Below are 26,698 nucleotides of genomic sequence, written 5' to 3' on the forward strand. Positions count from 1 at the left end.
GATCAGGTAAAGTAATATCTGTTCAGGGAAGAATTAATAAAATGACTCAACTTTTAAGAAAATAAGTCGATAACAATAATAATATTGTCAGATGTAACTTTACTGGGTGAAATATATGAATTTAACAGTCGCGATAAAGATAATTGGTGGCTTCACCATTATTTCTATTTTTTTAATAGCTACCAGCCTCTTTTCTTTAAGTAATTTAAATACCATTCAACTCTCCACAGATGAACAAAATACGGTAGCAATTCCTACTCTAAAAGCCAGTAATACTCTTGCAAATAAGCTTTCTTTAATGGGTAACCTAACTTTAAAAGGTTATTACCTTACAGATTTAGAGCCTTTAGCAGAGCAATTAACTCTGCTTGAAAACACAGAAGCAGCATTCGCGACTGAATTAACCGATTTAAAAAGAATTGTTACTTCAAAACAACAGTTATTAAGTAATCTTCAAAAGGTTGAAGATTTATATCAATCTTTATTAAAAGATGTAGATGGCGTTTACCAAAACCGAAAAATATCGATTGAACAAACCCTATTATTATCAGACAGAATTGATGAATTAGAAGAAAAATCTGATGACGCTGTAACTTTACTTGTTGATCTTGCTGATCATGAATTAGCAGATACCGAATTAAGACGAACTGTTGGTTTAGCCGAAACTATAGAAACTCAATTTAATGCTATTGTTAGCTCAGCCTTTGAATACAGAGGTTTAAAAGATAGTGTTACTGTCGAGTTAGTTGCGAACGAAATGAAAAACATACTTGCTCAACTAGATATCTCTATCCAAGATGTTATTAGCGACCTTAATAATAACGGCCTAACAGATGTTTCAGTTGAATTATCAGATTCACTACTTAGCTTGCATGAGTTACTTTCTGAAAACAACAGTATTTTCAACAATAAAGCTTTACAGTTAAAAGCTCTAGAGCTAGCGACGACAAAACTATCTGCTGCGGAAAATGACATAGCCATTGTTAACGAACTTTTAGTCACACAAGTTAAGCTGGCTAATGAAACAACAAGTAAAGCAAGCCAACTCGTTGATGATGCCGTATCAAGTGGAACAACTCAAACTACAGCGATAATGATCATTTCACTTCTGTTTGCTATTGGTATTGCTTGGGCAACACTCATTAGTATTACTCGTCCACTTAGCCGAGTAAATGAAATGCTAAATGTTGTAGCTTCGGGTGATTTATCAAGAAAACTAGATGAGTCAGGTCATGACGAATTTGCACAGTTATCAAAAAACTGTAATTTACTTATCGATAGTTTACGTAGCTTAATACAAAGTATTGTTAGCCGCTCTATTCAACTAGCAACAGCGGCAGAACAAACATCAGCGATTACTTCTCAAGGTAGTACCGCAATCGAAGAACAAAGAGCTCAAGTAGAACAAGCAGCATCTGCTACTACAGAAATGAGTAGTACCGCTCAATCAGTGTTAACAAGTGCTAACGATGCTTTGAATGAAATTAAACAAGCCGATAATGAAGCTGAACGCGTACGAATTATATCTGAACGTAACCGTAACACTATTCAGTTATTAGCTAATGAAGTTGAAGATGCTTCGCAAGTGATTAATCGACTACAGCAAGACAGCGCTTCTATCGGTGGTATTCTTGACGTTATAAGAGGTATTGCTGACCAAACTAACTTATTAGCATTAAATGCAGCGATTGAAGCAGCACGAGCTGGTGAACATGGTCGAGGCTTTGCTGTTGTTGCTGATGAAGTTCGTACACTTGCTAGTAGAACACAAGAATCGACTCAAGAAATTCAAACCATGATCACCGCCTTGCAAACAGGTGCTGAAAAAGCGGTATCTGTTATGGATACTGGTAAAGAGCAAGCGGCAAATTGTGTAGAGCAAAGCCAAGAAGCAGAGAAAGCGCTAGATACGATTACTCATGCTGTTCATGAAGCTTACGACCGTTCATCTCAAATCGCTACGGCAGCAGAAGAACAAAGCATGGTGGCACATGAAATAAGTAGTAACTTAGAGTCTATTGTTGCGATTGCAGAACAAACAACAGAAGGTTCTAAACAAACCTCTGAATCTACCGATGAAGTCGCTAAATTAGCGGAAGAATTACAGCAATCAGTACAAGAGTTTAAACTATAGATATTTAGTTAAAAAGCTTACCTAAAAAAACCGCTAATTAGCGGTTTTTTTTCGATTATTTAATTCTATTCAACGATACTGAAATAATTCTATTTCTCGTACACACAAAAATCTAAGTTATAGTGGTTTTTATCATCCGCCAGACGCTTAGTGCTACTCACCTTTTTCCATATATTTGTATCATAAAATGGGAATTGTGTATCACCTTCAATCTCAGCTTCTATATGGGTAATGTATAAACGGTCGGCGGCTGGTAAACAATGTTGATAAATTGCGCCTCCACCTATCACCATAACTTCTTCTACATCATTCACCAAAGCTAAAGCTGCATCTACAGAGATTACCGTTTCAATACCTTCAGCTTTATAATTTTCATCACGCGAGATAACAATATTTTGTCTACCTGGTAATGGACGCCCTATCGACTCATAGGTTTTTCGCCCCATAATAACTGGCTTACCTAAAGTTGTTTTCTTAAAATAAGCAAGATCAGCAGGTAAATGCCAAGGCATGTCATTATCTTTTCCGATAATACGATTATTGGCTGTTGCCACTACCATAGAGAGTATTGTCATATTTTTAGTCTGCTAAATAAGTTATACCAAACGGATTTATTTATTGCTCACTTAGCGAGAATTTAAAGGCTTAGAGGCGAGACATTGATTGAAGAGAATGGTTATTCCCTTGTCAAAATCAATAACGCGGCATATGAGCCTTTAAATTCTCGCCCTTCGGGAGCTCATTAGCAAACTGATAACATCACAAAATTAAAAAAATATAGAATAACTATGTTTAATCAATTTTGCTTGTTCTAAGCTTGATAATGTAGCTCTAAGTTGCTCAATAAATTAATCCGTTTGGTATTAAGTGTCTATTACCACTCTGAAACCAGCATTTTGAATGATAACGGCTATATATTAAAAAAGGTGTGAGATAATCATCTCTACACCTTTTTAACGTTCTTGAATTCAAGTATTAAGTTGAATATTTATACTTAAATTGAATTTGAACTACTTACGATATTCAACTTCTACATCGTAATCATCTTCGTCCCACTCTTCATCATCTAAGTCGTCGGTTAAATCAGACATTGCATCTTCATGATACGTATCCCATTTAAATTCAACTGACTTACCATCAATGATTTCTTCTTCAGTAACCTTAGGTAATGCTTCAATAAAGTCCATAACGTTATAACAAAGCTTTTCTGTACCTGTTTTAGCAAAGGCTGAAATACTTTGAATATGTCCTTCCCAAGCTAAACCTTCAATCACTCTGTCCATAACTTCTTGAGCTTCATCTTCTAATAATAAATCAAGTTTATTAAAGACAACCCATCTTGGCTTACCAGCTAATTCAGGAGAATGTTGCTCTAACTCACTAATAATAGTAAGAGCATTTTCAAGAGGATCTGAACCATCCGCAGGTAATATATCAATAATATGAAGTAAGATACGACAACGTTCAAGATGCTTTAAGAACTGAGTACCTAAACCAGCACCATCAGCGGCACCTTCAATAAGACCAGGAATATCAGCAATAACAAAACTACGTTGGCTGTCTAATCTCACAACACCTAAATTAGGTACTAAAGTGGTAAACGGGTAATCAGCAACTTTTGGTTTCGCCGCAGAAACACTACGAATAAGGGTAGATTTACCTGCATTAGGTAAGCCTAAAAGACCAACGTCTGCTAATAAAAGTAACTCAAGTTGTAAATTTCTTATTTCACCTGGCGTACCATCAGATTTCTGACGAGGCGCTCGGTTAGTACTACTTTTGAATCGGCTATTGCCTAAACCATGCCAGCCGCCTTTAGCAACTAACAATTTTTGTTCATGTTGAGTTAAATCGCCCAACTGTTCACCTGTATCAACGTCAACAGTACGCGTTCCAACAGGAACTTTTAATATTAAATCTTCTGAGCCTCTACCTGTACAATCTCGGCTACGACCATTCTCTCCACGTTTTGCTCTATGAAAACGTTCAAAACGGTAGTCGATAAGTGTATTTAAACTTTCGTCAGCCATTAAGTAGACATCGCCACCATCTCCGCCGTCACCTCCATTAGGGCCACCGAATTCGATATATTTTTCTTTTCGAAAGCTTACGCAGCCATTTCCGCCGTCTCCAGCTTCAACTCTAATTTCAACTTCATCAACGAATTTCATTTCAGTACAACACTCCAAGTGATGCTAACTTTTGATCTATTATAAACTATTTTTTAAACTTACAATATTTTTACAAAAAAAAACCCGCTAGTCGCGGGTTTTAGAACAATTTGTGATTGTTATTAAATAAAACTACTCAGCAACAATGCTTACAAATTTACGGTTCTTAGGACCTTTAACTTCAAACTGAACTTTACCGTCAGTTAAAGCAAATAATGTATGGTCTTTACCGATACCCATGTTAGTACCTGGGTGAAATTTTGTTCCACGTTGACGAACAATAATGTTACCAGCCAAAATTGATTCACCACCAAAGCGTTTAACACCTAGGCGTTTAGCTTCTGAATCGCGACCGTTACGTGTACTACCTGCAGCCTTTTTATGTGCCATTTTATAGCGCTCCTAATTAGCCGTTAATACCAGTAATTTTCACTTCAGTGAACCATTGACGATGGCCCGCTTGCTTACGTGAATGCTTACGACGTTTAAATTTAACAATCTTGATTTTGTCAGCGCGACCTTGAGATACAATCTCAGCCACAACTTTACCACCAGCAATGTAAGGCGCGCCTACATTGATAGCTTCGCCATCAGCGATCATTAAAACATTATCAAACTCAACTGAAGAACCAACTTCAAGTTCAAGTTTCTCTAGACGAAGGGTTTGACCTTCAGTTACACGATGCTGTTTGCCACCGCTCTGGAATACCGCGTACATAGCTACTCCGTACTGCGCCATCATTTGTATGACGCTTTGATTTTTAAAATATAGGGCGCGAATTCTACGCTAACAAATCGACTAGGGCAAGTATAAAAGTGATCATTTATCATTATTTTTACTTACGTTAAAAAGAGTCGTTATTGTACGCTTCATTTAGGCGCTAGATCGTGTAAACTCATGCTTTCACTTGTAAAAATTTTATCACGAAAACAGGTTATTCCCTACGCTTTATGGATCTTAAAAACATACAACTACTTTCTAATGACGATATGTCATTAGTTAACGATCTTATTTACTCTCAGCTTCAATCAGATGTTGCTTTAATTAACCAACTTGGTATTTACATTGTGAATGCTGGTGGTAAACGCATGCGTCCGATGCTAACGGTTTTAGCCGCTAAAGCTTTGGGTTATAAAGGTAAAGATCATATTTCTATTGCCGCTATTATTGAATTTATACACACGGCAACCTTGTTACATGATGACGTTGTTGATGAGTCAAATATGCGCAGAGGCAGGGAAACTGCTAATGCATTATTTGGTAATAGCGCGAGTGTACTTGTTGGTGATTTCTTATATACCCGCTCTTTTCAGATGATGACAAAATTAAATAATATGAACATTATGGATATTTTGTCTGATGCTACAAACATAGTAGCTGAGGGTGAAGTATTACAATTAATGAATTGTAACGATCCTGATACAACAGAAGAAAGTTACTTAGAAGTTATTTATTGTAAAACGGCTAAATTATTTGAAGCCGCAACACGTTTAGCTGCTGTAATATCAGATCAACCTGAAGACGTTGAACTTGCCATGCTTAATTATGGCAAACACTTAGGTACAGCATTTCAATTAGTTGACGATATTATGGATTACACTGCCGACGCTAAAGAGATGGGAAAAAACGTAGGTGATGACTTAGCAGAAGGCAAACCTACATTACCGTTACTTTATGCCATGAAACACGGTTCAGAAGCTCAGAAACAACTAATACGTGATGCGATAGAGCATAGTAATGGCATGGACAACTTAAAAGCTATTTTAACGGCAATGGAAGAAACAGGTGCCTTAAAATATACTCAGCAAAAAGCAGAAGAAGAAGCTGATAAAGCGATAAAATCCTTAAACCCATTACCTGATTCTGAATACAAACAAGCATTAGTAGAATTAGCTCATATTGCAGCTAATAGAACCGCTTAATATTGCTTTTTAAATAACAACATATTTGCGTTACTTACAAAATAAAAAACCGCTCAATGAGCGGTTTTTTTTAATGTTTGATAGTAGTTAAACCATCAATTAGCTATTGATAAAATCAATACCTTCATTAATATCATTGTTAAGTGTCGCTAACATATCATCTTTTGCTTTTTGTTCAAAAGCACTTAGCTCACCATAAGATAAAATTTCTTCAACGCCGTTCTTACCTAAACGAACTGGGTGTGCAAAGTATGCAGCATCACCATTTTCAACAGCAACATATGCATAATCTACAACGTCTTCACCTTGTAAGCCTTTAACTAAAGACAAACAAAAACGTGCAGCAGCAGCGCCCATTGATAAAGTAGCAGAACCACCACCAGCTTTAGCATTTACAACTTCAGTACCTGCATTTTGAATGCGAGGAGTTAATGCAGCAACTTCTTCATCAGTAAAAGTAACGCCTTCAACTTGTGAAAGAAGAGGAAGAATAGTTGTACCTGAGTGACCACCGATTACAGGAACTTTAACTTCAGCAACATTTAAGCCTTTTAATTCAGCAATAAACGCTTCAGAACGGATAACATCTAATGTTGTAATACCGAAAACACGCTTAGCATCATAAGTGCCTGCTTTTTTAAATACTTCAGCAACAATTGGAACTGTTCCGTTTACAGGGTTAGTGATAACACCAACCAATGCTTTAGGACAGTTAGCAACAATACCTTCCGCTAAAGTTTTGATAATACCCGCATTTACTGCGAATAAATCAGCACGGTCCATACCTGGCTTACGTGGCATACCCGCTGGAATGATAACAATATCAGCACCAGTTAATGCACCCGCTAAATTATCAGCACCAAAACCTTCAACTGTTACAGCTGTAGGGATGTGGCTAAGATCAACAGCAACACCAGGAACAACTGGTGCAACATCATATAATGACAATTCAGAACCCGCAGGTAATTGAGTTTTTAATAATAAAGATAATGCTTGGCCAATTCCGCCAGCAGCGCCTAAAACAGCAACTTTCATGTGATGTCTCCGTTATTTGAGTAAATACGTAAATAATGATGCATGAAAGATATAGTATTGACCAATAAAAAACAAATTTTATTAATAAATATGCAATATAGCTTATAGTTTAATGACGTTTTTATTAAAACCCCATATAATCAAGTGTTAGCTTTAGTAAGCTCTAACTAAATAAGCTAACGTTTTCTCAGTATTTTTCACAGTAAAACAATATAATTTGGCGGTTCCATTGAAACAAGAAGCATTAGTACAAGCCTTTAAAGATCTCTTAAAACAAGAGCAGTTTGCCTCTCAAGGAGAAATTGTAGAAGCTTTAAAAGCTCAAGATTTTGATAACATTAGTCAATCTAAAGTTTCAAGAATGCTCAGTAAATTTGGTGCAGTAAGAACACGCAATGCACGTCAAGAAATGGTGTACTGTTTACCTGCAGAGTTGAGTGTGCCAACAGCTAAAAGCCCACTTAAACAACTTGTTTTAGATATTGAACATAATGATGTAATGATTATTATACGAACAAGCCCAGGTGCAGCTCAATTAATTGCACGCTTGTTAGATAGTTTAAGTAAAAGTGATGGTGTGTTGGGAACAATTGCGGGTGACGATACTATATTTATAGCACCAACTGATGTAACAAAAATACAAAAGACGATTGAAAGATTAGAAGTACTTTTTTCTAAAAACTTTTAACTTTGTCCCTATTGGTAAATGAAGAAGTCAGTAATTATTAACGCTTCTTTGTTTACCTTGTTTGATCCCTTCTGAAGTATTTAATTAAAAAACCTCTTCTTCGTTTATAAAAATCATTTCTTGATATATAAACGTCAAAAAATATTAAACGTTAACAGCTATTTTTACTTGCTTCATCGTTAAATTTTATTAGTCATAATTCCAATGAATTAAAAACACCTTAAACCGAGTTCAGGTTCATTAATGTGATTAACTGACTTTATATTTTAAGCAAAAAAAAAGAGCGGTAAAACTAGACTTTGATCTGAGTATTTATACTGCTCTTATTATGTTTCTATATTCGTACCTAGCTATCGATGTCGTCAGCCAGCTTTTCTAAGAATGTTAAACTTGGTGCAAAGAAAGCTGCGCCAGTTTCTGCTTGTGTATATTTCAGCATATGATCAAAATCTCCATTCTCATCACCAAAAATCATACTTTTAAGCATAATTTCAAAAGGCTTAGGAGATTGACAGTAAGATACAAAAAACAAACCTTGTTGCTTCATATCGCCATAAGGCATGCTTTGTCTTAATATCTCAAGGGCATTACCCTCTTCATCCTTTAAACCCGTACGTTTAATGTGAGATGTAGGTAATTTGTTTTCTGTACTATATTCTTCGTTATCAATTTTTGTACGCGCAAACACATCTTCTTGCGCTTTAACTTCTAACGTATTCCATAGATTTAAGTTATGACGATAACGCTGAACATGTAAATAACTGCCTTTGGCAAATTCACTGTCTTCATCTTCACTCACTAAAGCGACTTCTCTTCTATGCATACCTTTAGGGTTTTCGGTACCGTCAACAAAACCGGTTAAATCCCTGCCATCAAGAAAACGAAATGCACGTACTTGTTCAGCTAACTCAACACTGTCTCCTAATAAGGCACAAACTTTAGTTGTAACGATGTGGTTTACGTCTGCCCGATCACTTCTTATTTCTATATAAAGATCGTAATTGTTCGCTGGAGCAGTACGATCTTCGCAAGCCATTAGCGGAAAGTTGGTTAACTCTTTAGGACGAGCGTTAGGATAAAACTCATCCCAATAACCAGCGCCTATAGCAAAAACACCAATAAGGTTGGCTTCAGAAAATCTGTCGGCGTATTTATCGAGTAAAGCTGGAAGTCTTGATAATGCTTGGCGCAAGTAATCTTTTTTATCATCTAAAACATTAAACAGCAGATAATTGCCATGTAAGTTAGGTTCTGCACAAACACCAAATTGCTCTCTAGCCATAAAAATCCTATTTGTCTGTTACGACTTTATTTTACACATTTTATTATTTAAGGAGATGATCATAATTCTATTGTAGAAAAGCTTTAACGTAGCTTTTTTATAATCTTAAGTATTATAAACTACTTTTAATACTTTGATGAAAGAATCATCGAATATAGTCGATTCTAACTGATTATAAACACTGTAAAAATATCAAATGATAAATATTAAAAAAGCAGCCCGTAGGCTGCTTTACATGTTTAATAAGCTTACTTTACACGTAATTAGCCGCGTGTAAATTCAGGGTATGCTTCCATACCACAATCAGCCTTATCAACACCTTCGTATTCTTCTTCTTCTGTTACACGAATACCCATTACTAGTTTCAATACAAACCAAACGATGAAACTTGTTACAAATACCCAAGTAAATATAGTTGCAGCACCAATCAGCTGACCACTAAATGAAGATGCAGAGTTAGTTACTGGTACTAATAATAAACCAAATAAACCAACTACACCGTGAACAGAGATAGCACCTACAGGATCATCAATCTTAATTTTATCAAGCGCTAAGATAGATAATACTACGATGATACCAGCGATAGCACCAAAGATAGTTGCTTGAATTGGAGTAGGTGTTGAAGGTTCAGCTGTAATAGCAACAAGACCTGCTAACGCACCGTTTAAACACATAGTTAAATCTGCTTTCTTAAATAAGATTTTAGCAAATAATAAAGCGGCAACAGCACCTGCAGCAGCAGCAGCGTTAGTATTTAAAAATACCATAGCAACAGAGTTTGCACTGCTGATATCGCCAAGTTTTAATACAGAACCACCGTTAAAACCAAACCAACCCATCCATAAAATGAATGTACCTAATGTTGCCATTGGTAAGTTAGCACCTGGGATAGCGTTTACTTTACCGTCTGCAGTGTATTTACCTTTACGAGCACCAAGTAATAATACACCAGCTAAAGCAGCAGAAGCACCAGCCATATGTACGATACCTGAACCAGCGAAATCAGAGAAACCAAGGTCACCTAATGTATATAAACCAAATACAGCATCGCCATTCCAAGTCCAGCTACCTTCCATAGGGTAGATAAAGCCAGTTAAAACAACTGTAAATGCTAAGAAAGCCCAAAGCTTCATACGCTCAGCAACTGCACCAGAAACAATAGACATTGCTGTAGCAACGAATACTACTTGGAAAAAGAAGTCAGAAGCGTTTGAGTAAACTGAACCACCGTCAAAACCAGCTTCAGCAGACTCAGCTAAAACAGTTGCAACTAGAGCATCTGCATCTGCAGCACCGTCAAGTGCAATACCGTTTAAGAATACACCACCACCGTACATGATGTCGTAACCGATAACTAAATACATGATTGAAGAAATAGCATATAAGGCTACGTTCTTAGTTAATATTTCAGTGGTGTTTTTAGCTCTAACTAAACCCGCTTCTAACATTGAGAAACCAGCAGCCATCCACATAACTAATGCACCACAAATTAAGAAATAAAATGTGTCCATTGCATATTGAAGTTGAAAAATATTTTGTTCCATAATAATTACTCCTTAAAGTGCTTCAGCATCGTTTTCGCCAGTACGAATACGTACAGCTTGTTCTAAGTTGTATACGAAGATTTTACCATCGCCAATTTTACCTGTGTAAGCTGCTTTAGCGATTACTTCAACTAAACGCTCAACAATATCGTCGTTTACAGCAATTTCCAATTTCACTTTAGGTAAAAAATCTACTTGGTATTCAGCACCACGATAAAGCTCGGTATGACCTTTCTGACGACCGAAGCCTTTAACTTCACTCACAGTAAGACCTTCAACACCTATTTCAGATATAGCTTCACGAACATCATCAAGCTTGAAAGGCTTTATTATTGCATTTATTATTTTCATTTAGTTGACCCCTATGTTTTGTATTAACATCTAATATACAAATGGTATGCCAATTAATTTTTACAATAAAAATCAAATAGTTAAAAGGTTAAAATGTATTTTCAATGTTTTTATTGCACCAAAACAAACCAGTAGAAGTTTGGCATGATATTAATTGGTGCAAAAATAGAGGCAAGATTTAGTCTTTAATTAATAAGCTGAATTTAGAGAAAATAATCGGAGGGGAATTCAATAGATATAAACTTAAAGCCAATTTATATCTATTGAGTTTTTTATATAGAACTTTTAAAAAATAACAGAAGATCCTGGAGATAAAATAGATAAAATACTGAGTCGATCAACATTACAAAAATGGTTAGCAGCAAGTATCATCTTAGGGTTAACTTTTAAATCAGCCAATATTTCGGCGCTAATCAATGAAGATGGCTTATGTTTTTTACAACTATAATTCAATAGCATGGCGCGTTTAGATAAATACAATAACTTAGTTTCAACTGTTGCAAATTCAAAGTCGTATTGGTCTTGATCTCGAATAGGCTCAATTAAAGTATAAGGTAGCTGCCACAGCTTAAGTAAATCGCCACTACATTCCGCATAAGTAAATCCAATTTCACTTTTTTGTTTATCCCATGGCAGTTCAGCAGAGGTAAAAGTATTACAAGCTTCAATTTTAGTCGGCATACTTTGGTGTACCGCTAGTTCGCCAATATTATGTAATAAACCTAATATAAATAAGCGTTCTGCATTAGGTACATTTAATTCTGTCCCTAAAAATTTAATAATTAAAGCACAATCAACAGCTTGTTCCCAAAAGCTTTCTAAATATTCGGGGTCACCATCAATCGATTTAAATGCGTCTGTAATAAAGTAAGCAATAATTAAATTATAAACTTCGGTGATACCTAAAACTAAAACAGCTTTTGAAATGGTTTCTATCTTACCTGGATAATTAAAAAACGAGCTATTCGCTAACTTAAGGATCGTTATTGATAAGGTAGGATCTAAAATTATAATGTCAGCTATGTCATCAATGGTTGATGAATCATTATCAATTAATTCTTTTATACGAGAAAAAGAGTCCGAAAGAATAAAAACTTCTTCAGCATTTTCTGCACATTCAAACGCATTCATAACATAATTTCCTAAAGGTAATAAAAATGTAGACCTACAACTATTTACAAAGTAATGCTTTGCATCGCTAACCGTTTGTTAGCTTAAGTCCATTTTAGATTAATATGGTATGAAGTAAATTTACGCATATTAATAACTCCTTTATCAAAAATAAGGTATTGCCCTTTAATTCCTAGTAAAACACCTGAAACAATTGGCGTTTTGTCAAAATTAAAAGAACTTATCTTTTCTAAGTACTGCTGTACTGGGTAATTTAATTCAATTACTTCACTATCAAGTGATTCAACAGCATCATTACCATATTGTAGTGCAATATCGGCAAGTTTTTGAGAAATTTTAGGTTTTAATTCTTTTGCTCTAGCAATTAAATCTATTTTCTCTGGTGAACCTTTTAGCATAGCTCGCCAATTTGTTTTATCGGCAACAAACTCAGAAAGTGCAATTTCAACTAATCCCGATTGAATTCTAGAAGCCACTTTGAAAATAGGTAAGGCTTGAATTGCACCTTGATCAATCCAACGTGTAGGTATTTGTGTATGCCGAGTTATGCCCACTTTCAACCCTGAACTATTAGCTAAATAAACATAATGAGGCACAAAACAATTCTTTGTTCCCCACTCAGGATCACGACAAGTACCTAAATGATGATGACACGTTTCAGGCTTCATAATACACATGTCACATTGAGCTAATTTTTGCATACATGGGTAACAGTGACCTTGCGAATAACTTTTTTTAGTTTTCTTCCCGCAATTACTACAGTTAATAACACCAATATGTTCAAGCGTGATTTCTTTACCAATAAGTTCATTTAAGGCAATGCTCTGTTCACCAATAGGTAATTGATATTCAATATTGCCTTGTGAATCGAGTTGAGCGGTAAGTTTTCTGAGTGGACCTGTGTCTGATAAGAACATGAATAGAACCTAAATTAGTAAAGAATGTATAAAGCTAATTAATATCAAGTTGATTAATGCTTTTAATAAAGAAATGCGTTTATCTCTCGCTGATGCCAAGTATACTATGAAAACTTAATGCAAACCGCTACTAATCATAAACTTAATATGACCTCAACTTGGTACGTATATTTTTTAAGGTGTTCTGATAATAGTCTTTATACTGGTATAACGACGGATCTAGAACGCCGTCTATTCGAACACAATACTTCTAATAAATTAGGCGCGAAATACACCCGTGTTCGTCGTCCTGTTGAGCTGGTTTATTCTGAGGAACAGTCAAATAGAACAACAGCAAGCAAACGAGAATATGCACTCAAAAAACTAAAAAAAGCAGCCAAAGAATCTCTTGTGATAAAACAATTTACCTCTAAAAAGACGTAATAATAGCTATATTTATCAGTTAAGCATTCAGAAAAAACATCTACCTGCTCTATTCCTTATAACCATCTATTATAACTTTCGATTTTTCCAATTGATGGTGTTAGAATAGCCGCGCTTTAAACCATACGCTCATTACTAATCAATTAAATACACATAAGTGAAAATAATAAACTATGTTTCTTGATGATTTCTACACCACCTCAAACAACAAAATAAACTTCACACGCCAACAGGCAAGTAACTTTGCTAAGCAAGTCGCTGATGATTTTAATCCATTGCATAATATTGATGCGAAAAGGTTTTGTGTACCTGGTGACTTATTATTTTCACTCATACTGGCTAAATCTGGTTTATTTCAGAAAATGGATTTTACCTTTTCAGGTATGGTTTCAAACGATATTCACTTAAATTTCCCAAATGAAATTGATGATAAAGCTAGCGTTACCGACGATAACGGCAAAGATTACATGCATGTTAATGTATCAGGTAACTCAACTAAAAATGAAGCAAGCATTGAAGCTTTGATAAGAGCATATGTTGAATTTTCAGGTCACACTTTCCCACACATATTGGTTAAGTTAATGGCTGAAAATAACACGATGATCAACCCTTCACGTCCAATGGTTATGTATGAAAGCATGTCTATTGAGTTAGACAGTGTCGATTTTACCAGTGTAAAATTAATTGAATCTAATTCAAAACTCACTATTGATGGTAAACGTGGCAGTGCTTGTTTAGCTTTCGACTTAATATCGAACGACGTTAAAGTCGGTCATGGTAGGAAGCACATGTTACTTAGTGGCTTACGAGAATATTGCCAAGACACTATAGACGTTATAGTACAAGATTATAACGAAACAAAAGCAGCTTATATTAAGTAGGCTGATGTTTGAAGTTAAGTAAAATAACGTCAAACAGACTGATTCAATAAAACGCTAATAATTATCTATTATTAGCGTTTTTTCGTTTAGTGAGTTTTGCAATTAAAGCATCCATTTTAACTGCTCCTTTGCGCATCATTCGTTGGCAATGCCTCAACCATACTTTTGCCCAAGCATGTTCTAAACTTAAAATAGCTAAGCCAATAGGCAAAAAGAGAAATGCGGGTCCGGGTAATACGATAAAAATGGCACCTATTAGTGTTAAAAAGGCACCGACAATATTGATCATCAAAGACTTGATTTGTTTTCCCATACTTATTTCCTTCGTTAATCTTAAGTTTGCTAGTAGCTTATAACTAGCAAATTTAAGACCAATAAATAAGTCTATATTAATCAATAAATTAAATAAAAATAAAACATATGCGATGCTATATATGATGAATTTATAGTATATTTCACACTTTATTTGTTATTTTGATACTCTTGTTCAAATTTATTCTGCTGCTCTGTTTTATCTTCCATACAAAAGGCAAATACTTGTGTAGTTTTAGGTCTGCCACACTTTTTCGGACGTTGATAATATTCAAGCCACTGTAATTGTTTGTCGCCTGAAAAACGTCCTTTAATGACTATATTTTTATTTGAAGAGAAAACTTTCGGTGCATCTTCTAGTATAGATTTATCAGTTTTTTTAAGTTTAACGACCTTCTTTTTACTTGTACTTGAAGAAGTCGTTTTGTTATTTTCGCAATCCCACCACTTCTCGCGCGCTATATCTTCTTTCTTTCTCAGAGACGCACTGCTTTTAATCGACTGTCCTTGCTTTAGCTGAGATTGAATATTCTGGAACTTATCTAACAATCCAGCACACTCTTTTTTTGCTCCATAGGATTGGAACGACATTACCATTAACATTAGTGCTATTAATCGAATAAACATCTAAATCACTCCTTGATAATTGTTTGAATTTCATACAAATCACTTCAATCATAATAAAGCTTGATGTACAGTACAATGATAATTTGTTTATTAATCGAACAGGATGTTCAGTATGACTAATTACCTTAAAGCCCTCTTTATTCTTCTTTTATTGTTTATTAGCTCTAATGCTATTGCGATTAAAGCACCTGCTATTCAATTAGCCACGCCATATAAAGCACAATATAATATTAGCCAGTATTGGATCAGTGAAAAGCTCGATGGTGTTAGAGGTTATTGGGACGGTAAAGTATTGCTCACTAAAAACGGGAATCCTCTTAATCCTCCTACCTGGTTCACCGCTAACTGGCCTGATGCGGCTATTGATGGAGAGTTATGGATTAAAAGGCATACCTTTGAACAAGTGATTTCATGTGTTAAAAAAAAAGAAGCTCAACCCTGCTGGCAGAACATAAAGTTCATGATTTTTGACTTACCCGAAAGCAAACAAAATTTTAGTCAGCGCATTGAAGAAATAAATACCCTGGTTAAGCAAGTTGAATCCCCCTACTTTCAAGCTGTTCAACAATTTAAATTACTCACCATAGATGCTTTAAATCAAAAGCTAGCCGAAGTAGTAAAGATCGAAGGTGAAGGGTTAATGTTACATTATGAAAATGCATTTTATAGTACAGGTAGAACCAAAAACATAATGAAACTTAAACTCTACCAAGATGCTGAAGCTATAGTTATTAAGCACCACAAAGGTAAAGGAAAGTATTTAAATATGTTAGGTGCTATACAAGTAAGAACAATGGATGGCATTATATTCAAAATAGGGTCTGGATTTAGCGATGATGAAAGAAAAACCCCTCCGCCAGTTGGCTCAATAATTACGTATAAATATCTTGGTAAAACCCAAAAAGGTGTGCCAAAATTCGCAAGTTTTTTACGCATTAGAGGAAAAGAATAATAATGGAACTTCATCTCTGGTTATCATTTGTGGTTATTTGTATATTAGGTGCTTTGTCTCCGGGGCCAAGCTTAGCCTTAGTAATAAAGAATGCGGTTAATGGCGGTGTTGCTAAAGGTTATGCAACAGCGATAAGCCATGGTTTAGGTGTTGCTTTGTACGCTGCTATAACAGCTACAGGTGTTGCGGTAGTTATAGTTAACACGCCTTTTTTATTCTCACTGATTCAATATGCTGGAGCAGCATTTTTATTATTTTTGGGTGTGAAGTCTCTGCTAAGTAAAAAATCAAAACTAATTCCTTCTGAAGAAGGAGTTGTAGTAACAAATAATATAAATGGTTGGCGAGATGGCTTTTTGATCGCTTTTTTAAACCCTAAACTTGCTATCTTTTTTATTGCTCTGTTTAGCCAGTTTTTGAATAGTGATTCGGGCATTGAACAAAAAGTAATAATGACGGTTACGGTAGGTACGTTAGATGCTTTATGGTATTGCTTTGTTACCTTCCTTATATCTAAAGGAAACATCATTAATAAGCTTAAAGAAAATAGCTATATTGTAGATAAAGTAACAGGCTGTTTTCTAATTGCTTTAGCCGTTAGAGTTGTAGTTAATTAAATTAGAAATAGAAACTTGTGCTAATGATCAATCAACACAAGTTTTAATATTTATAATTCACATCCATATAAAGCTAAGTTCAGGCTCTAGGTGAATACTTAAATAACAACACTTTAAGCCCTTTACCTTTATGAGCTTCTTTAAAAACCTCTGGTGATTCCATTTTTCTAACAAATTGACAATCCGGACATTCTCTTGCAACTTCTGCTAATAAAAACTCTTCGTCTAAATCAGGAGAGTTTAAGCATAAGATCACATCGCCTTCAGGCGACATTAATTGTGGTAACCTTCTTATAATTTTGCTGTAATCTCTTTCAATATCTACACTGCCTTTTTGAAAAGAAGGTGGATCACAGATTAATAATTCATACGGTCCATATTTTTTCAAACGCCCATAAGATTTAAATATATCTACACCTTCAAACTTAACTTTAGTTGTATCTTGTTTATTTAATCGGTGATTATCACGCCCTTTAGAAAGTGATGATTTACTTACATCAACATTAACAACTTGTTTAGCATTACCTGCAATAGCAGCAACTGAAAAGGCACAAGTATATGAAAACAAATTAAGTACATTTTTATTTTCACAAGAGTCTTTTACCCAGTCTCGACCATTTTTCATATCAAGAAATAGTCCAGTATTTTGAGACTTACCAAATTCAATATTATATTTAAGGTCAGACTCTACCACCACAGTATGAGAAAAATCTTTTCCCCATAAAACCTCTGTTGGCGCAAACTTTTGATATCGGTGTTGTACTTGAACTGATTCACAATCAGGTATTAACTGACTAAGTGCAGCAACTTGCTTTTCAAGCCACTCAGACTCCACTGCTTGATATAAAGTAATGAATACGACAGGTGATAACCAATCAACATTTACATGTTCTAATTCTGGATAGGCGTGACCTCGACCGTGAAATAGTCGTTGGCATTCATTAAAATCGGTTGCTGTAATGTATTCAATCATATATTTCTCAAGTTTGTTGCTAATCTATAAAAGCTCTATCTGGACAGGTAATAAACATCAGACAATAAAAAAGCCGTATGATACGGCTTTTTGTTTGATTTGAGGATAATTAATTAACCTCAGATTAACTAGAAACCAAAAAGATTATAGTTAAAGAACTTTTGAGCAACGGTATTAATAAAAATACATAAAACGATTGCTGGGATAAAAGTTCCTAATGAAAAGTTAACGTATTTCTCAACCCAAGAACCAACATAATTTGGATTTCCTATCGCTAACTCAGCCGACAAATTATGCTTTTTCCAACGGTAGCTAACAAAAATACATAATAAAAAGCCATTGAGCGGAAGTATCGTGTCATAGAAAATGTCATATATTACGTCAAAGAAGGATTTACTCTTACCTGCGTAATCAACAAAGTCAGTAAAGAAGCTCACCATCCCAAAAGAAAGGGTTGCAAACACAGTCAGTAAACCAGCACTAAAAAGTAAAGTAAATAACGCTTTTCTACGTGTATGTTTTTTCTCTGTTATAAGATAAGAAACAGGTACTTCAATAATAGAAACCAATGAAGTTATCGCTGCAAAAAACACTAACAAGAAAAAGAATGCAGCAACCGCACTAGCTCCAACATAACCAATAGATACTTGTAGCGCTAAGAATATCTTAGGTAAGAAAGTAAAAATTAGAGAAACAGAGCTTTCACTTAAGTCAGCCGGATTGATAGCAGGATCAAATGAAAATATAGCCGGTAATATCATTAAGCCGGCAGTAAAGGCGACAGCTGTATCGGTAATAGCAACTAATTTAGCGGAGTTAGCTATATTGGTTTCACGATTAATGTACGAGCCATAAGTAATTAAAATACCCATACCTAAAGAAAGTGAAAAGAAGGCTTGCGACAATGCTCCATTAATAACACTTGGCGTAATTTTCGTAAAATCAGGAATGATAAAGAACTTAACACCCGCTAACGCGTTATCTAAAGTTAATACAAAGATCACCATTAATAACAGCATAACGAATAAGGCAGGCATTAATATTTTAGCTGCTTTTTCTATGCCTTCTTTAACGCCAGCAACTAAAATATAATAAAGAATAGCTGCCACAACCGCCATAACACCAAAAAGGTATGGGCTATTTATAAATTCGCCAAAGCCTTTCTCGCTTGCCAAGTAATCTAAATTACCTGTTACAGTTAAAGCGAGATATCCAAATAACCAAACGGTGATCACCATATAAAATACAGCAATCATAAACGGAGTTAATACACCGATAAAACCAGCAGCTCCCCATAAGGTATTGTTATTAGTTAACGATTTATAGGCACCTACAGGTTGTTTTCCTGTTTTACGACCCACAGCCATTTCAGCAATCATTACAGGTAAACAAATAATAAATATAAACAGTGCGTAAACAAGTAAGAATGCACCGCCACCATTTTTTGCGGCGTTTACAGGGAAACCAACTAAATTACCAATACCTACGGCAGAACCCGCTGCAGCTAATATAAATCCAATGCGGGAACTAAAATGTTCTTTTTGTGTTGTCATGAATGTCCTTCATTATAATTTTTATAAGGCATTAATTATTATTAATAATATCATTGATATTAAGATAACTGTTATCGACGTTAATAAAACTTAATGCCCTTTTGTCTTTACTCTTATTTACGCGTAAATAAACTTACATTCATAATGTTAAGAATATTTTCAGCTTCTTTACTTGCAAAAGAAGCTGCATCAATTAAATCTTCAGCTGAAATATTTAACGACTGACATAAGCTTTCATCAACTGTTTCGTCATAGGTAAATTCTTCAGGATGGCTATCAACAAGAGCAAGTCTTGATGCTAAATACAATATTTTAACATCTTTGTTGATTTGATTAGAACTCGCTTCGTTATAATGACGAATAGGAAGAATTATTTTTTCAGGTATTTGCCATATTTTTAGTAATTCAGCAGACACATCGGTGTAAGTGAAATTTAAACACTCTTTCTGTAAGCTCCAAGGCAAATTCTCTGCTGAATACTTTTCACATTGCTGAGCAAGTTCCGGAGAAACTTTGGCAACAATAAGTTCACCAAAGTTTTGCAGTAAACCCGCAACAAATAAACGTTCTATATCTCTAATACCCGCTTTAATGGCTAAATTTTTAGTGGCTAATCCACAAAAAATACTCATTCGCCAAAAACGCTTCAAATCGATAGCTTGATTTGAAAAGTGCTTAAAAGCCGTGGCAGCAACATCAACTAACATCATATTATAAATAGCTTGTGTACCAATAATGGTAATTGCTCGAGAAATAGTACTGATCTCTCCCGAAAAACTATAAATAGCACTATTGGCAATTTGTAGTAAGCGTGAAGTTAAAGAAGGGTCAACGCTGATCACATTAGCAAAGTCTTCAATAGTAGAGCTTTCGTCTTCCATTAATGATTTAATTTTGAAGCAAGCATCAGGTAAAGCAAAAGAACCATTTGCTTGTTTGGCATAGTCATTAGCATTCATAGGGAGTTTTTCTGTAGTATTTGTCTTATTAACAGTGTAACCCGAAGTTTTTAAAGATAAAGATAAAAATTGTAAACTATGCCTAAAACATCAAAAACCAGTGATAAAATAGGCACTTTTAGCATAAATAACTAAATTATTTGCTGATTAACATAAGTATTCGAGTTGTTGTGACTTTTCCAATCACATTTTTGGGAGGTGTATATACAGAGTTTTTTTATTGGTTATCATTAAATTGTGGGAAATAAGTACTAATTAAGAAAATTTCACATTAAAGGTGTTAAATAAAAGCTTTTCAGCCTCAGAAGCTTCCATAGGTTTAGAAAAGTAATAACCTTGACCATATTTACATTCCATCTTATTCAATATTTCAGCATCTTCAAGGCTTTCTATTCCTTCACCGACAGTTGCCATATTAAGGTTAGTGGCTAAATCAATAATCGTTTTTATAATGGCTTGATGGCTTTCATGATCATGAACGTTGGTAATGAACGAGCGATCTATTTTCAATACATCAATAGGGAATAAATGCAGATAACTTAAGCTTGAATAACCGGTACCAAAATCATCTAATAAGATTTTAACTCCCAGTTTTTTCAGTGCTTTCATATTACCCAGTACAACATCACTATTATTAAGTAATGCGCGCTCGGTCAATTCAATACGAAGTTGCGAAGCCTCAACACCGACCTTTTCTAAGATTTTACTAATATCTTCAGCTAGCGATAAACTGAAAAAGTGGTCACCATACAAATTACAACTTATATAAAGATTATGACAACCAAATTGAGTTTGCCATTTTTTCAACTGACGACAAGATTTCTCTAATATTTGTAAATCTATCGGCATCACTAAATTACGTTCTTCAGCCAATGGAATAAAATCGTTCGGAAATACAAAGCCTCTTTTTTTACTTTCCCAACGAGCTAAGGCTTCAAAGCCTTTCATAGCACCCGTTTCTAAATCAACAATAGGTTGAAAATAAGGAGTAAACTCTTCATCTTTAATTGCATTACGAATATCTAATTCAAGGCTCAAAGCATTTTGAATATCGCTGTGCATACTTGAATCAAAAACTTCGTAACGACCTCGACCATTCTCTTTTGCATGATACATAGCAGTATCGGCATCACGTAACATAAAGTCAGCGTTATCATAGCGTTCATTATTGAACAATATACCTATACTTGTACCAATATATACAGGGTGATCTTCAATAATAAAAGGTGATGATAAAAACTTAGTGATCCTTCCCGCAATATCATAAGCTTCTTGTTCTGAGTCTAAATTTTCAATTAAGATAACAAACTCATCACCACCAAAACGAGCAACAGTGTCTTTACTGCGGACCATAGCAACGAGTTCATTGGCAACGGTCTTTAATAAACTATCGCCAGCATGATGGCCTAAACTGTCATTAACAATTTTAAAGCGATCTAAATCTAAAAATAAAATAGCGAACAAGCGTTCAGGGAAATGCTTAGTAGATAAAATAGTATGATTAAGCAAATCAATGAAAATATCTCTATTGGCTAGCCCAGTTAAGCTATCGTGAGATGCCGTATGAGTTAATTGTTTTTCAACTAACTTACGCTGCGAAATTTCTTCTTCTAATGCGAGTGTTCTTATTTTAACTTTTTGTTCTAATACACCGTGACTTTGACGTTCGATAGCAGCTAACTCTCTCCGTCTTATTGCTGAAGAAATATGGTCAGATACAAAATTCAATAATTCTCTATCTTGTGCGGTATAAGACACTTTTTTCTGGTAGCTTTGAATAACCATTACACCTAATAAGTGATTGGTATGTATTAAAGGTACACCTAGCCATGCAGCTGTATTTTTATCGTAAGTACCAATCTCCCCTTCTTGGTAAAGCTTTTCAATCTCGCCAGCGTTTAATAATAAAGCTTTGCCTTTACTTATAACTAACTCGGTAAGGTGTTTGCCTAACTTTCTAGGAGCAAGGCTTGTATTGGTATTTTTACCGTTATGATCTACATAATAAACAAAGGTTAATAAGTCAGATTTTTCAGAGTACTTGGCAATATAAAAGTTTGGTGCATTAATTAATCGACCTACAATTTCATGAACACTAGAATAGAAGTCTAAGATTTCAAGGTCTGAATCATTTGCTAGTTCAGAAATTTTATACAAGGAGTCTTGTAGTAAATCTGATTTTTCTCGATCTCGTATTTGCTGCATTAACTCAGTCGTACGTTTATCTACAGCTGTTTGTAATATGTCTAATTCTTGTAAACGATTTAAACCTATCACCAAATGCTGAGAAATAAAGGTCAGTAAATCTAAATCATGTTCTGTATAAGATATTGAGCTGTCGTTATTTTCAACTGAAATACAACCCATGATATAACCATCTTTAATTAATGGAGCACCCAACCATTGAAAATCACTGTTATCAATGTGGTTAACTTTGTTTGTATCAACGAGTTGTTGAATTGACGTTTTATTAGCAAAAAGAGGTTTCTTTGTATCTAAAACATACTTTAAGAGTGAGCCTTTATAATCTTCAATAGCAACAGGTGTATTCGAAAAAGGTTGTGTATCATCGACAAAATAGGGAAATGTTAACGTATCAAACGTTGGGTTAAAAAAAGCGATATGAAATTTTTCAACGGAAATAACACCACAAAGGATCTTATAGATGCCTTTTAAGAAGTCATAAGCATTATCCGTATTATCGGCAAGCTGATTCAGCTGGCATAAAATCGCGTGACGATTTTCCAGTTTTAGGTATTTATCACGTAGATCAATAACTTCCTTGGCAAGTTCTTTTTCCGAGCCTGTTAAGTTATCCAAATTTTGAGAATACAAATACATTAATGACTAATAAAGTAATAATTTCATAAGTTTATTCTGACGGTTAATCATAAAAATATCCAGTTTGTTCGTTCAAAATACAGATAAAATACGCAAAAAAGGCATACATCAGACTTAACTGGCTTAGTAGTAGCCATATTCTGATATATGCCTTTATAATCTTGTTAACGGGTTGTAATTTTCTTATTAACTTATATTTGGTTAATTAGAATGTAATGCCTCATTCTTATCTTCGAGTAATTTTTCATGTTTATTACCACCACATAATGAACGTATATCTTCAATAATGATGTAAATAACTGGAATCAAAATTAGTGTAACTACAGTTGAGAACAATACACCAAATGATAAAGAAACAGCCATAGGTACTACCATTTGTGCTTGCATACTGGTTTCGAAAAACACGATAGGCACTAAGCCAATAAAAGTAGTTAACGAAGTTAATAATATAGCTCTAAATCGCTTACTGCCTGCATATATAACTGCCTCATGTAAACGAACACCTTGTTTTCGACAATTATTAACATAGTCCACCATTACAAGTGAGTCATTAATAACAACTCCTGCAGCAGCAATTATCCCAGTAACTGATAAAGCACTTAACTGTATGTCTAACAGTAAATGACCTATAACAGCACCTACAACACCAAAGGGGATAACAGTCATAATCATAAGAGGTTGTGAGTATGAGCGTAAAGGTACAGCCAACAGTGAGAATATAACCATTAACGAAATAACAAAGTTACGCAATTGAGTATCACCACTTTCCATTTCTTCTTGAACTTTACCTGCAATTTCACTCTGAACGGTTGGATATTTTCTCAAAAGTTCAGGAATAAAATTATCACGAATATCTTTAGCGACTTTGAAAGGTTCAACTTGTTCAGCATCAACACTTGCCCATACATTAATGGTTCTGTTACCGTTTTCACGACGAATACGAGTAACACCTTCAGTTAATGTAATATCAGCGAGTTCAGCAAGTGGAAGTTCTGCGCCATTAGGTGCTTGGATCATAACTTCACTTACATGGCCGATAGAGCTACGTTGTTCAAGTGGATAACGCAGCATCACTTTAATCTCTTCAGTATCACGCAATATACGCTGAGCTTCTAAGCCATAAAAGCTGTAACCTACTTGTGAAGCAATATCTGCAACAGTAAGACCTAAGCTATAAGCTAATGGATTCAGCTCAAACTGTACTTCTTTGGCGCTGGTTTGGCGGCTATCATTAACATCTCCAATCCCCTTTATAGTTTTTAATTTAGCTTCTAATTCTTGGGCTGCTGCTAATAGTTGAGTATCATCTTTGCTTTCTAGTCTGAAAGCGATGTCTCCATCTTCGCGTTCACTACCAAATAAGTTGTCCGAAATAGTGAGTGCTTTAACTCCTGGAAAATCAGGAAAAGCCTTTCGCCATCTATCTGCTAATTCAAAGGTGTCCATTACACGATCATCAGGATCTACAAGCTTAATTGTTATTTCACTCGATGTACGGTCTGTAAGTCTTACTTCAACATCAGAAATCATTTTTTGACCAAATTCTTTCTCTATTTGAAGGTCTACATCTTGCAGTATGTTTTGAATGTCTAATACTGTTGCTAAAGTATGTTTTTCAGCAATATCAACATTCATATTCACTGTAATACGAGGGAAATCGTGAGGTATTTTAGGTTGACCAATAAACTTAACAATACCGCCTGCAAATAATCCACCACAAACAAGTAATATACTCAAAAAAGCCATAAACACAGCATAACGATAAGTAATACACGTTTGTAAAGCAGGCATGTAATAGTTAGCAACAAAACCTTTTAAAGACTTATCAATAACATTACGCAATCTATCTAATGGATTTTTATGGTTATATTTTTTTACTTTCATTTGCGCTAAATGTGCAGGTAAAATGAGTTTAGATTCAATTAAGGAGAAGATTAAACAAAAGATAACAACAAAGCCTATCGCACCTTCAAACTCTGAAGATGGACCATCACTCAGCACAGAAGGAACAAACGCGGCAATAGTTGTTAAAACTCCAAAAGTAGCGGGGATAGCAACACGCTGTACACCACGTATTACACTATCAATACTCTGACCATTTTTTTCTATTTCATCATGGGCACTTTCACCCATAACAATGGCGTCATCAACAACGATGCCCAGCACTAGAATAAAGGCGAATAAGCTCACTAGGTTAATCGTTACGTTTACAAATTCTAACGGCATAACAAACAGCGTACCCAAGAAACACACAGGTAGGCCCATCATTACCCAAAAAGCTAAACGTACACGTAGAAACACAGCAAGTATTAAGAAAACCAATACAGCTCCACTGAGCATATTATTGAGCATCATACCCAAACGGCCTTCAAGGTAATAAGTTAAATCAACCCAAGGTTCTAAATGAATATTAGCAGGTAGGATTTTAGATTTTTCAGCGATGTACTCATTAACAATATCGGCAATATCAGTAATGCTTTGATTATCTGCAGCGCCTATAAAGAAGGTTGTTGAGTTTTGTCCATTGAATTTAGAGTATTGTAGTCCTTCTTCAAAACCATCATTTACTGTGGCTAGGTCTCCAAGCAATATTTTCGTACCATCGTTTAAGGTAACAACAGGAATTTGCTCGAATTCATAACCTCTATAAGCTTGTGACTCTACACGTAAATTAATGTAACCATTTTCAGCTCTAATTTGCCCTGCAGACATATTACGAGAACTGTTACGGATAGCTTGTGCAACATCGGTAAAGTTAAGCCCGTACTCTCGTAACTTGTCTTTACTAACTTCTACGGATATTTCATAACCCAATCCACTATAAAATTCAGATATATTAACTTGAGGTAACTGTTGAATTTCGTCATGTATTTTTCGTCCCAGTATTTTAAGTTCAGCATTACTCACATCGCCAAACAGACTGATATACATAACCTCTTGTCGATATTTAATACGCTCAACTGTTGGCCTTTCCATACCATCAGGAAAACTAGAAATAGAATCGATTTGAGATTTAACTTCTTCTAAAACAATTTGAGGATCATAGCTTTCATCGACTCGGAAAAAGCCACTTGATGAATTACGATTTGAATAAGTGATCACCCGATCAAGCCCTTGAATTGTTTCAAGTGCTTCTTCAATTTTAATGGTGATACCTTCTTCCACTTCTTGCGGTGCAGCGCCTGGGTAAGGTGCTTGAAACTCAATCCAGTTAATTTTAACTTGTGGGAAAATTTGTTTATTAATAGTAAAAGCTGTTAGAAAACCGCCTACTAATATAAATATCATCAATAAATTAGCGGCTACAGGATTACGAGCAAACCAAGCGATTAAGCCTTTCTTCGTGCTATCGTCACTTAAATTTTCAATATTTTCGTTATCCAT

Annotated in this window: 24 protein-coding genes; 7 read left to right on the forward strand and 17 right to left on the reverse strand. The window is 35.0% G+C overall.

Features of this window, described 5'->3' with window-relative positions; translation table 11 throughout:
- Window positions 1-115 precede the first annotated feature (115 nt).
- Window positions 116-2,134 carry a methyl-accepting chemotaxis protein gene (locus tag ACPUVN_RS13530; RefSeq protein WP_426359801.1) on the forward strand — a complete coding sequence of 673 codons (2,019 nt, stop codon included), beginning with the start codon at window positions 116-118 and terminating at the stop codon, window positions 2,132-2,134.
- 89 nt (window positions 2,135-2,223) lie between these two features.
- Here the strand turns inward: ACPUVN_RS13530 and folA are convergent, their stop codons facing one another.
- The 4 genes from folA to rplU all read right to left on the reverse strand — a co-directional run bounded on the left by folA (window position 2,224) and on the right by rplU (window position 5,023).
- Entirely contained in the window at window positions 2,224-2,709 is a 486-nt protein-coding gene (folA, locus tag ACPUVN_RS13535; RefSeq protein WP_426359800.1) for a type 3 dihydrofolate reductase, read from the reverse strand.
- Window positions 2,710-3,144: 435 nt separating this feature from the next.
- Window positions 3,145-4,305, reverse strand: coding sequence for an Obg family GTPase CgtA (gene cgtA / locus ACPUVN_RS13540; RefSeq protein ID WP_426359799.1), 1,161 nt, complete (start codon window positions 4,303-4,305; stop codon window positions 3,145-3,147).
- 132 nt (window positions 4,306-4,437) lie between these two features.
- Entirely contained in the window at window positions 4,438-4,695 is a 258-nt protein-coding gene (rpmA, locus tag ACPUVN_RS13545) for a 50S ribosomal protein L27 (RefSeq protein ID WP_304367877.1), read from the reverse strand.
- Window positions 4,696-4,711: 16 nt separating this feature from the next.
- Complete coding sequence (rplU, locus tag ACPUVN_RS13550; RefSeq protein WP_304367876.1) at window positions 4,712-5,023, reverse strand: 50S ribosomal protein L21; 312 nt, start codon at window positions 5,021-5,023, stop codon at window positions 4,712-4,714.
- 233 nt (window positions 5,024-5,256) lie between these two features.
- On the opposite strand from rplU, the gene ispB reads away from it, so the two are divergent.
- A complete protein-coding gene (gene ispB, locus ACPUVN_RS13555; RefSeq protein WP_426369250.1) occupies window positions 5,257-6,228 on the forward strand; it encodes an octaprenyl diphosphate synthase in 972 nt (323 codons plus the stop codon).
- A 99-nt stretch (window positions 6,229-6,327) separates the two neighbouring features.
- Here the strand turns inward: ispB and mdh are convergent, their stop codons facing one another.
- A complete protein-coding gene (mdh, locus tag ACPUVN_RS13560; protein ID WP_426369251.1) occupies window positions 6,328-7,263 on the reverse strand; it encodes a malate dehydrogenase in 936 nt (311 codons plus the stop codon).
- 229 nt (window positions 7,264-7,492) lie between these two features.
- Here mdh and argR point away from each other — a divergent pair, with 229 nt between their 5' ends.
- A complete protein-coding gene (gene argR, locus ACPUVN_RS13565) occupies window positions 7,493-7,951 on the forward strand; it encodes a transcriptional regulator ArgR (RefSeq protein ID WP_426369252.1) in 459 nt (152 codons plus the stop codon).
- 346 nt (window positions 7,952-8,297) lie between these two features.
- Here the strand turns inward: argR and ACPUVN_RS13570 are convergent, their stop codons facing one another.
- From ACPUVN_RS13570 to ACPUVN_RS13590, 5 genes are all read right to left on the reverse strand, one after another.
- A complete protein-coding gene (locus ACPUVN_RS13570) occupies window positions 8,298-9,233 on the reverse strand; it encodes a Dyp-type peroxidase (protein WP_426359796.1) in 936 nt (311 codons plus the stop codon).
- A gap of 263 nt (window positions 9,234-9,496) precedes the next feature.
- On the reverse strand, window positions 9,497-10,777 hold the full coding sequence (locus tag ACPUVN_RS13575) for an ammonium transporter (protein WP_426359795.1): 1,281 nt from the start codon (window positions 10,775-10,777) through the stop codon (window positions 9,497-9,499).
- 12 nt (window positions 10,778-10,789) lie between these two features.
- Window positions 10,790-11,128, reverse strand: coding sequence for a P-II family nitrogen regulator (gene glnK / locus ACPUVN_RS13580; RefSeq protein ID WP_304367871.1), 339 nt, complete (start codon window positions 11,126-11,128; stop codon window positions 10,790-10,792).
- A gap of 285 nt (window positions 11,129-11,413) precedes the next feature.
- Entirely contained in the window at window positions 11,414-12,259 is an 846-nt protein-coding gene (locus tag ACPUVN_RS13585) for an HDOD domain-containing protein (protein ID WP_426359794.1), read from the reverse strand.
- Between the two features lie 83 nt (window positions 12,260-12,342).
- Complete coding sequence (locus tag ACPUVN_RS13590; protein ID WP_426359793.1) at window positions 12,343-13,176, reverse strand: DUF2797 domain-containing protein; 834 nt, start codon at window positions 13,174-13,176, stop codon at window positions 12,343-12,345.
- Window positions 13,177-13,293: 117 nt separating this feature from the next.
- Here ACPUVN_RS13590 and ACPUVN_RS13595 point away from each other — a divergent pair, with 117 nt between their 5' ends.
- Both ACPUVN_RS13595 and ACPUVN_RS13600 read left to right on the forward strand, forming a co-directional pair.
- On the forward strand, window positions 13,294-13,599 hold the full coding sequence (locus ACPUVN_RS13595; protein WP_426359792.1) for a GIY-YIG nuclease family protein: 306 nt from the start codon (window positions 13,294-13,296) through the stop codon (window positions 13,597-13,599).
- A gap of 173 nt (window positions 13,600-13,772) precedes the next feature.
- Window positions 13,773-14,480, forward strand: a complete 708-nt coding sequence (locus ACPUVN_RS13600; RefSeq protein WP_426359791.1) for a DUF3581 family protein — start codon at window positions 13,773-13,775, stop codon at window positions 14,478-14,480.
- 61 nt (window positions 14,481-14,541) lie between these two features.
- Here the strand turns inward: ACPUVN_RS13600 and ACPUVN_RS13605 are convergent, their stop codons facing one another.
- Window positions 14,542-14,793, reverse strand: a complete 252-nt coding sequence (locus ACPUVN_RS13605) for a PGPGW domain-containing protein (RefSeq protein WP_426369253.1) — start codon at window positions 14,791-14,793, stop codon at window positions 14,542-14,544.
- Window positions 14,794-14,942: 149 nt separating this feature from the next.
- On the reverse strand, window positions 14,943-15,419 hold the full coding sequence (locus ACPUVN_RS13610; protein ID WP_426369254.1) for a hypothetical protein: 477 nt from the start codon (window positions 15,417-15,419) through the stop codon (window positions 14,943-14,945).
- A 112-nt stretch (window positions 15,420-15,531) separates the two neighbouring features.
- On the opposite strand from ACPUVN_RS13610, the gene ACPUVN_RS13615 reads away from it, so the two are divergent.
- A complete protein-coding gene (locus tag ACPUVN_RS13615) occupies window positions 15,532-16,371 on the forward strand; it encodes a DNA ligase (RefSeq protein WP_426369255.1) in 840 nt (279 codons plus the stop codon).
- 2 nt (window positions 16,372-16,373) lie between these two features.
- Window positions 16,374-16,988 carry a LysE family translocator gene (locus tag ACPUVN_RS13620; RefSeq protein ID WP_426359787.1) on the forward strand — a complete coding sequence of 205 codons (615 nt, stop codon included), beginning with the start codon at window positions 16,374-16,376 and terminating at the stop codon, window positions 16,986-16,988.
- A 79-nt stretch (window positions 16,989-17,067) separates the two neighbouring features.
- Here ACPUVN_RS13620 and ACPUVN_RS13625 read toward each other — a convergent pair whose 3' ends face one another.
- From ACPUVN_RS13625 to ACPUVN_RS13645, 5 genes are all read right to left on the reverse strand, one after another.
- Window positions 17,068-17,961, reverse strand: coding sequence for a class I SAM-dependent methyltransferase (locus ACPUVN_RS13625; protein WP_426359786.1), 894 nt, complete (start codon window positions 17,959-17,961; stop codon window positions 17,068-17,070).
- Between the two features lie 128 nt (window positions 17,962-18,089).
- Window positions 18,090-19,514 (reverse strand): sodium-dependent transporter, encoded by a 1,425-nt coding sequence (locus ACPUVN_RS13630; protein WP_426359785.1) that lies wholly within the window; start codon window positions 19,512-19,514, stop codon window positions 18,090-18,092.
- Window positions 19,515-19,627: 113 nt separating this feature from the next.
- A complete protein-coding gene (locus ACPUVN_RS13635; RefSeq protein WP_426359784.1) occupies window positions 19,628-20,473 on the reverse strand; it encodes an HDOD domain-containing protein in 846 nt (281 codons plus the stop codon).
- A 255-nt stretch (window positions 20,474-20,728) separates the two neighbouring features.
- On the reverse strand, window positions 20,729-23,293 hold the full coding sequence (locus ACPUVN_RS13640; RefSeq protein WP_426369256.1) for an EAL domain-containing protein: 2,565 nt from the start codon (window positions 23,291-23,293) through the stop codon (window positions 20,729-20,731).
- Between the two features lie 222 nt (window positions 23,294-23,515).
- The gene (locus ACPUVN_RS13645; protein ID WP_426359782.1) at window positions 23,516-26,698 is read right to left on the reverse strand and encodes an efflux RND transporter permease subunit; all 3,183 of its coding nucleotides are present in this window, start codon (window positions 26,696-26,698) and stop codon (window positions 23,516-23,518) included.

The organism is Pseudocolwellia antarctica (assembly GCF_049933045.1).
Lineage (GTDB): Bacteria > Pseudomonadota > Gammaproteobacteria > Enterobacterales > Alteromonadaceae > Pseudocolwellia.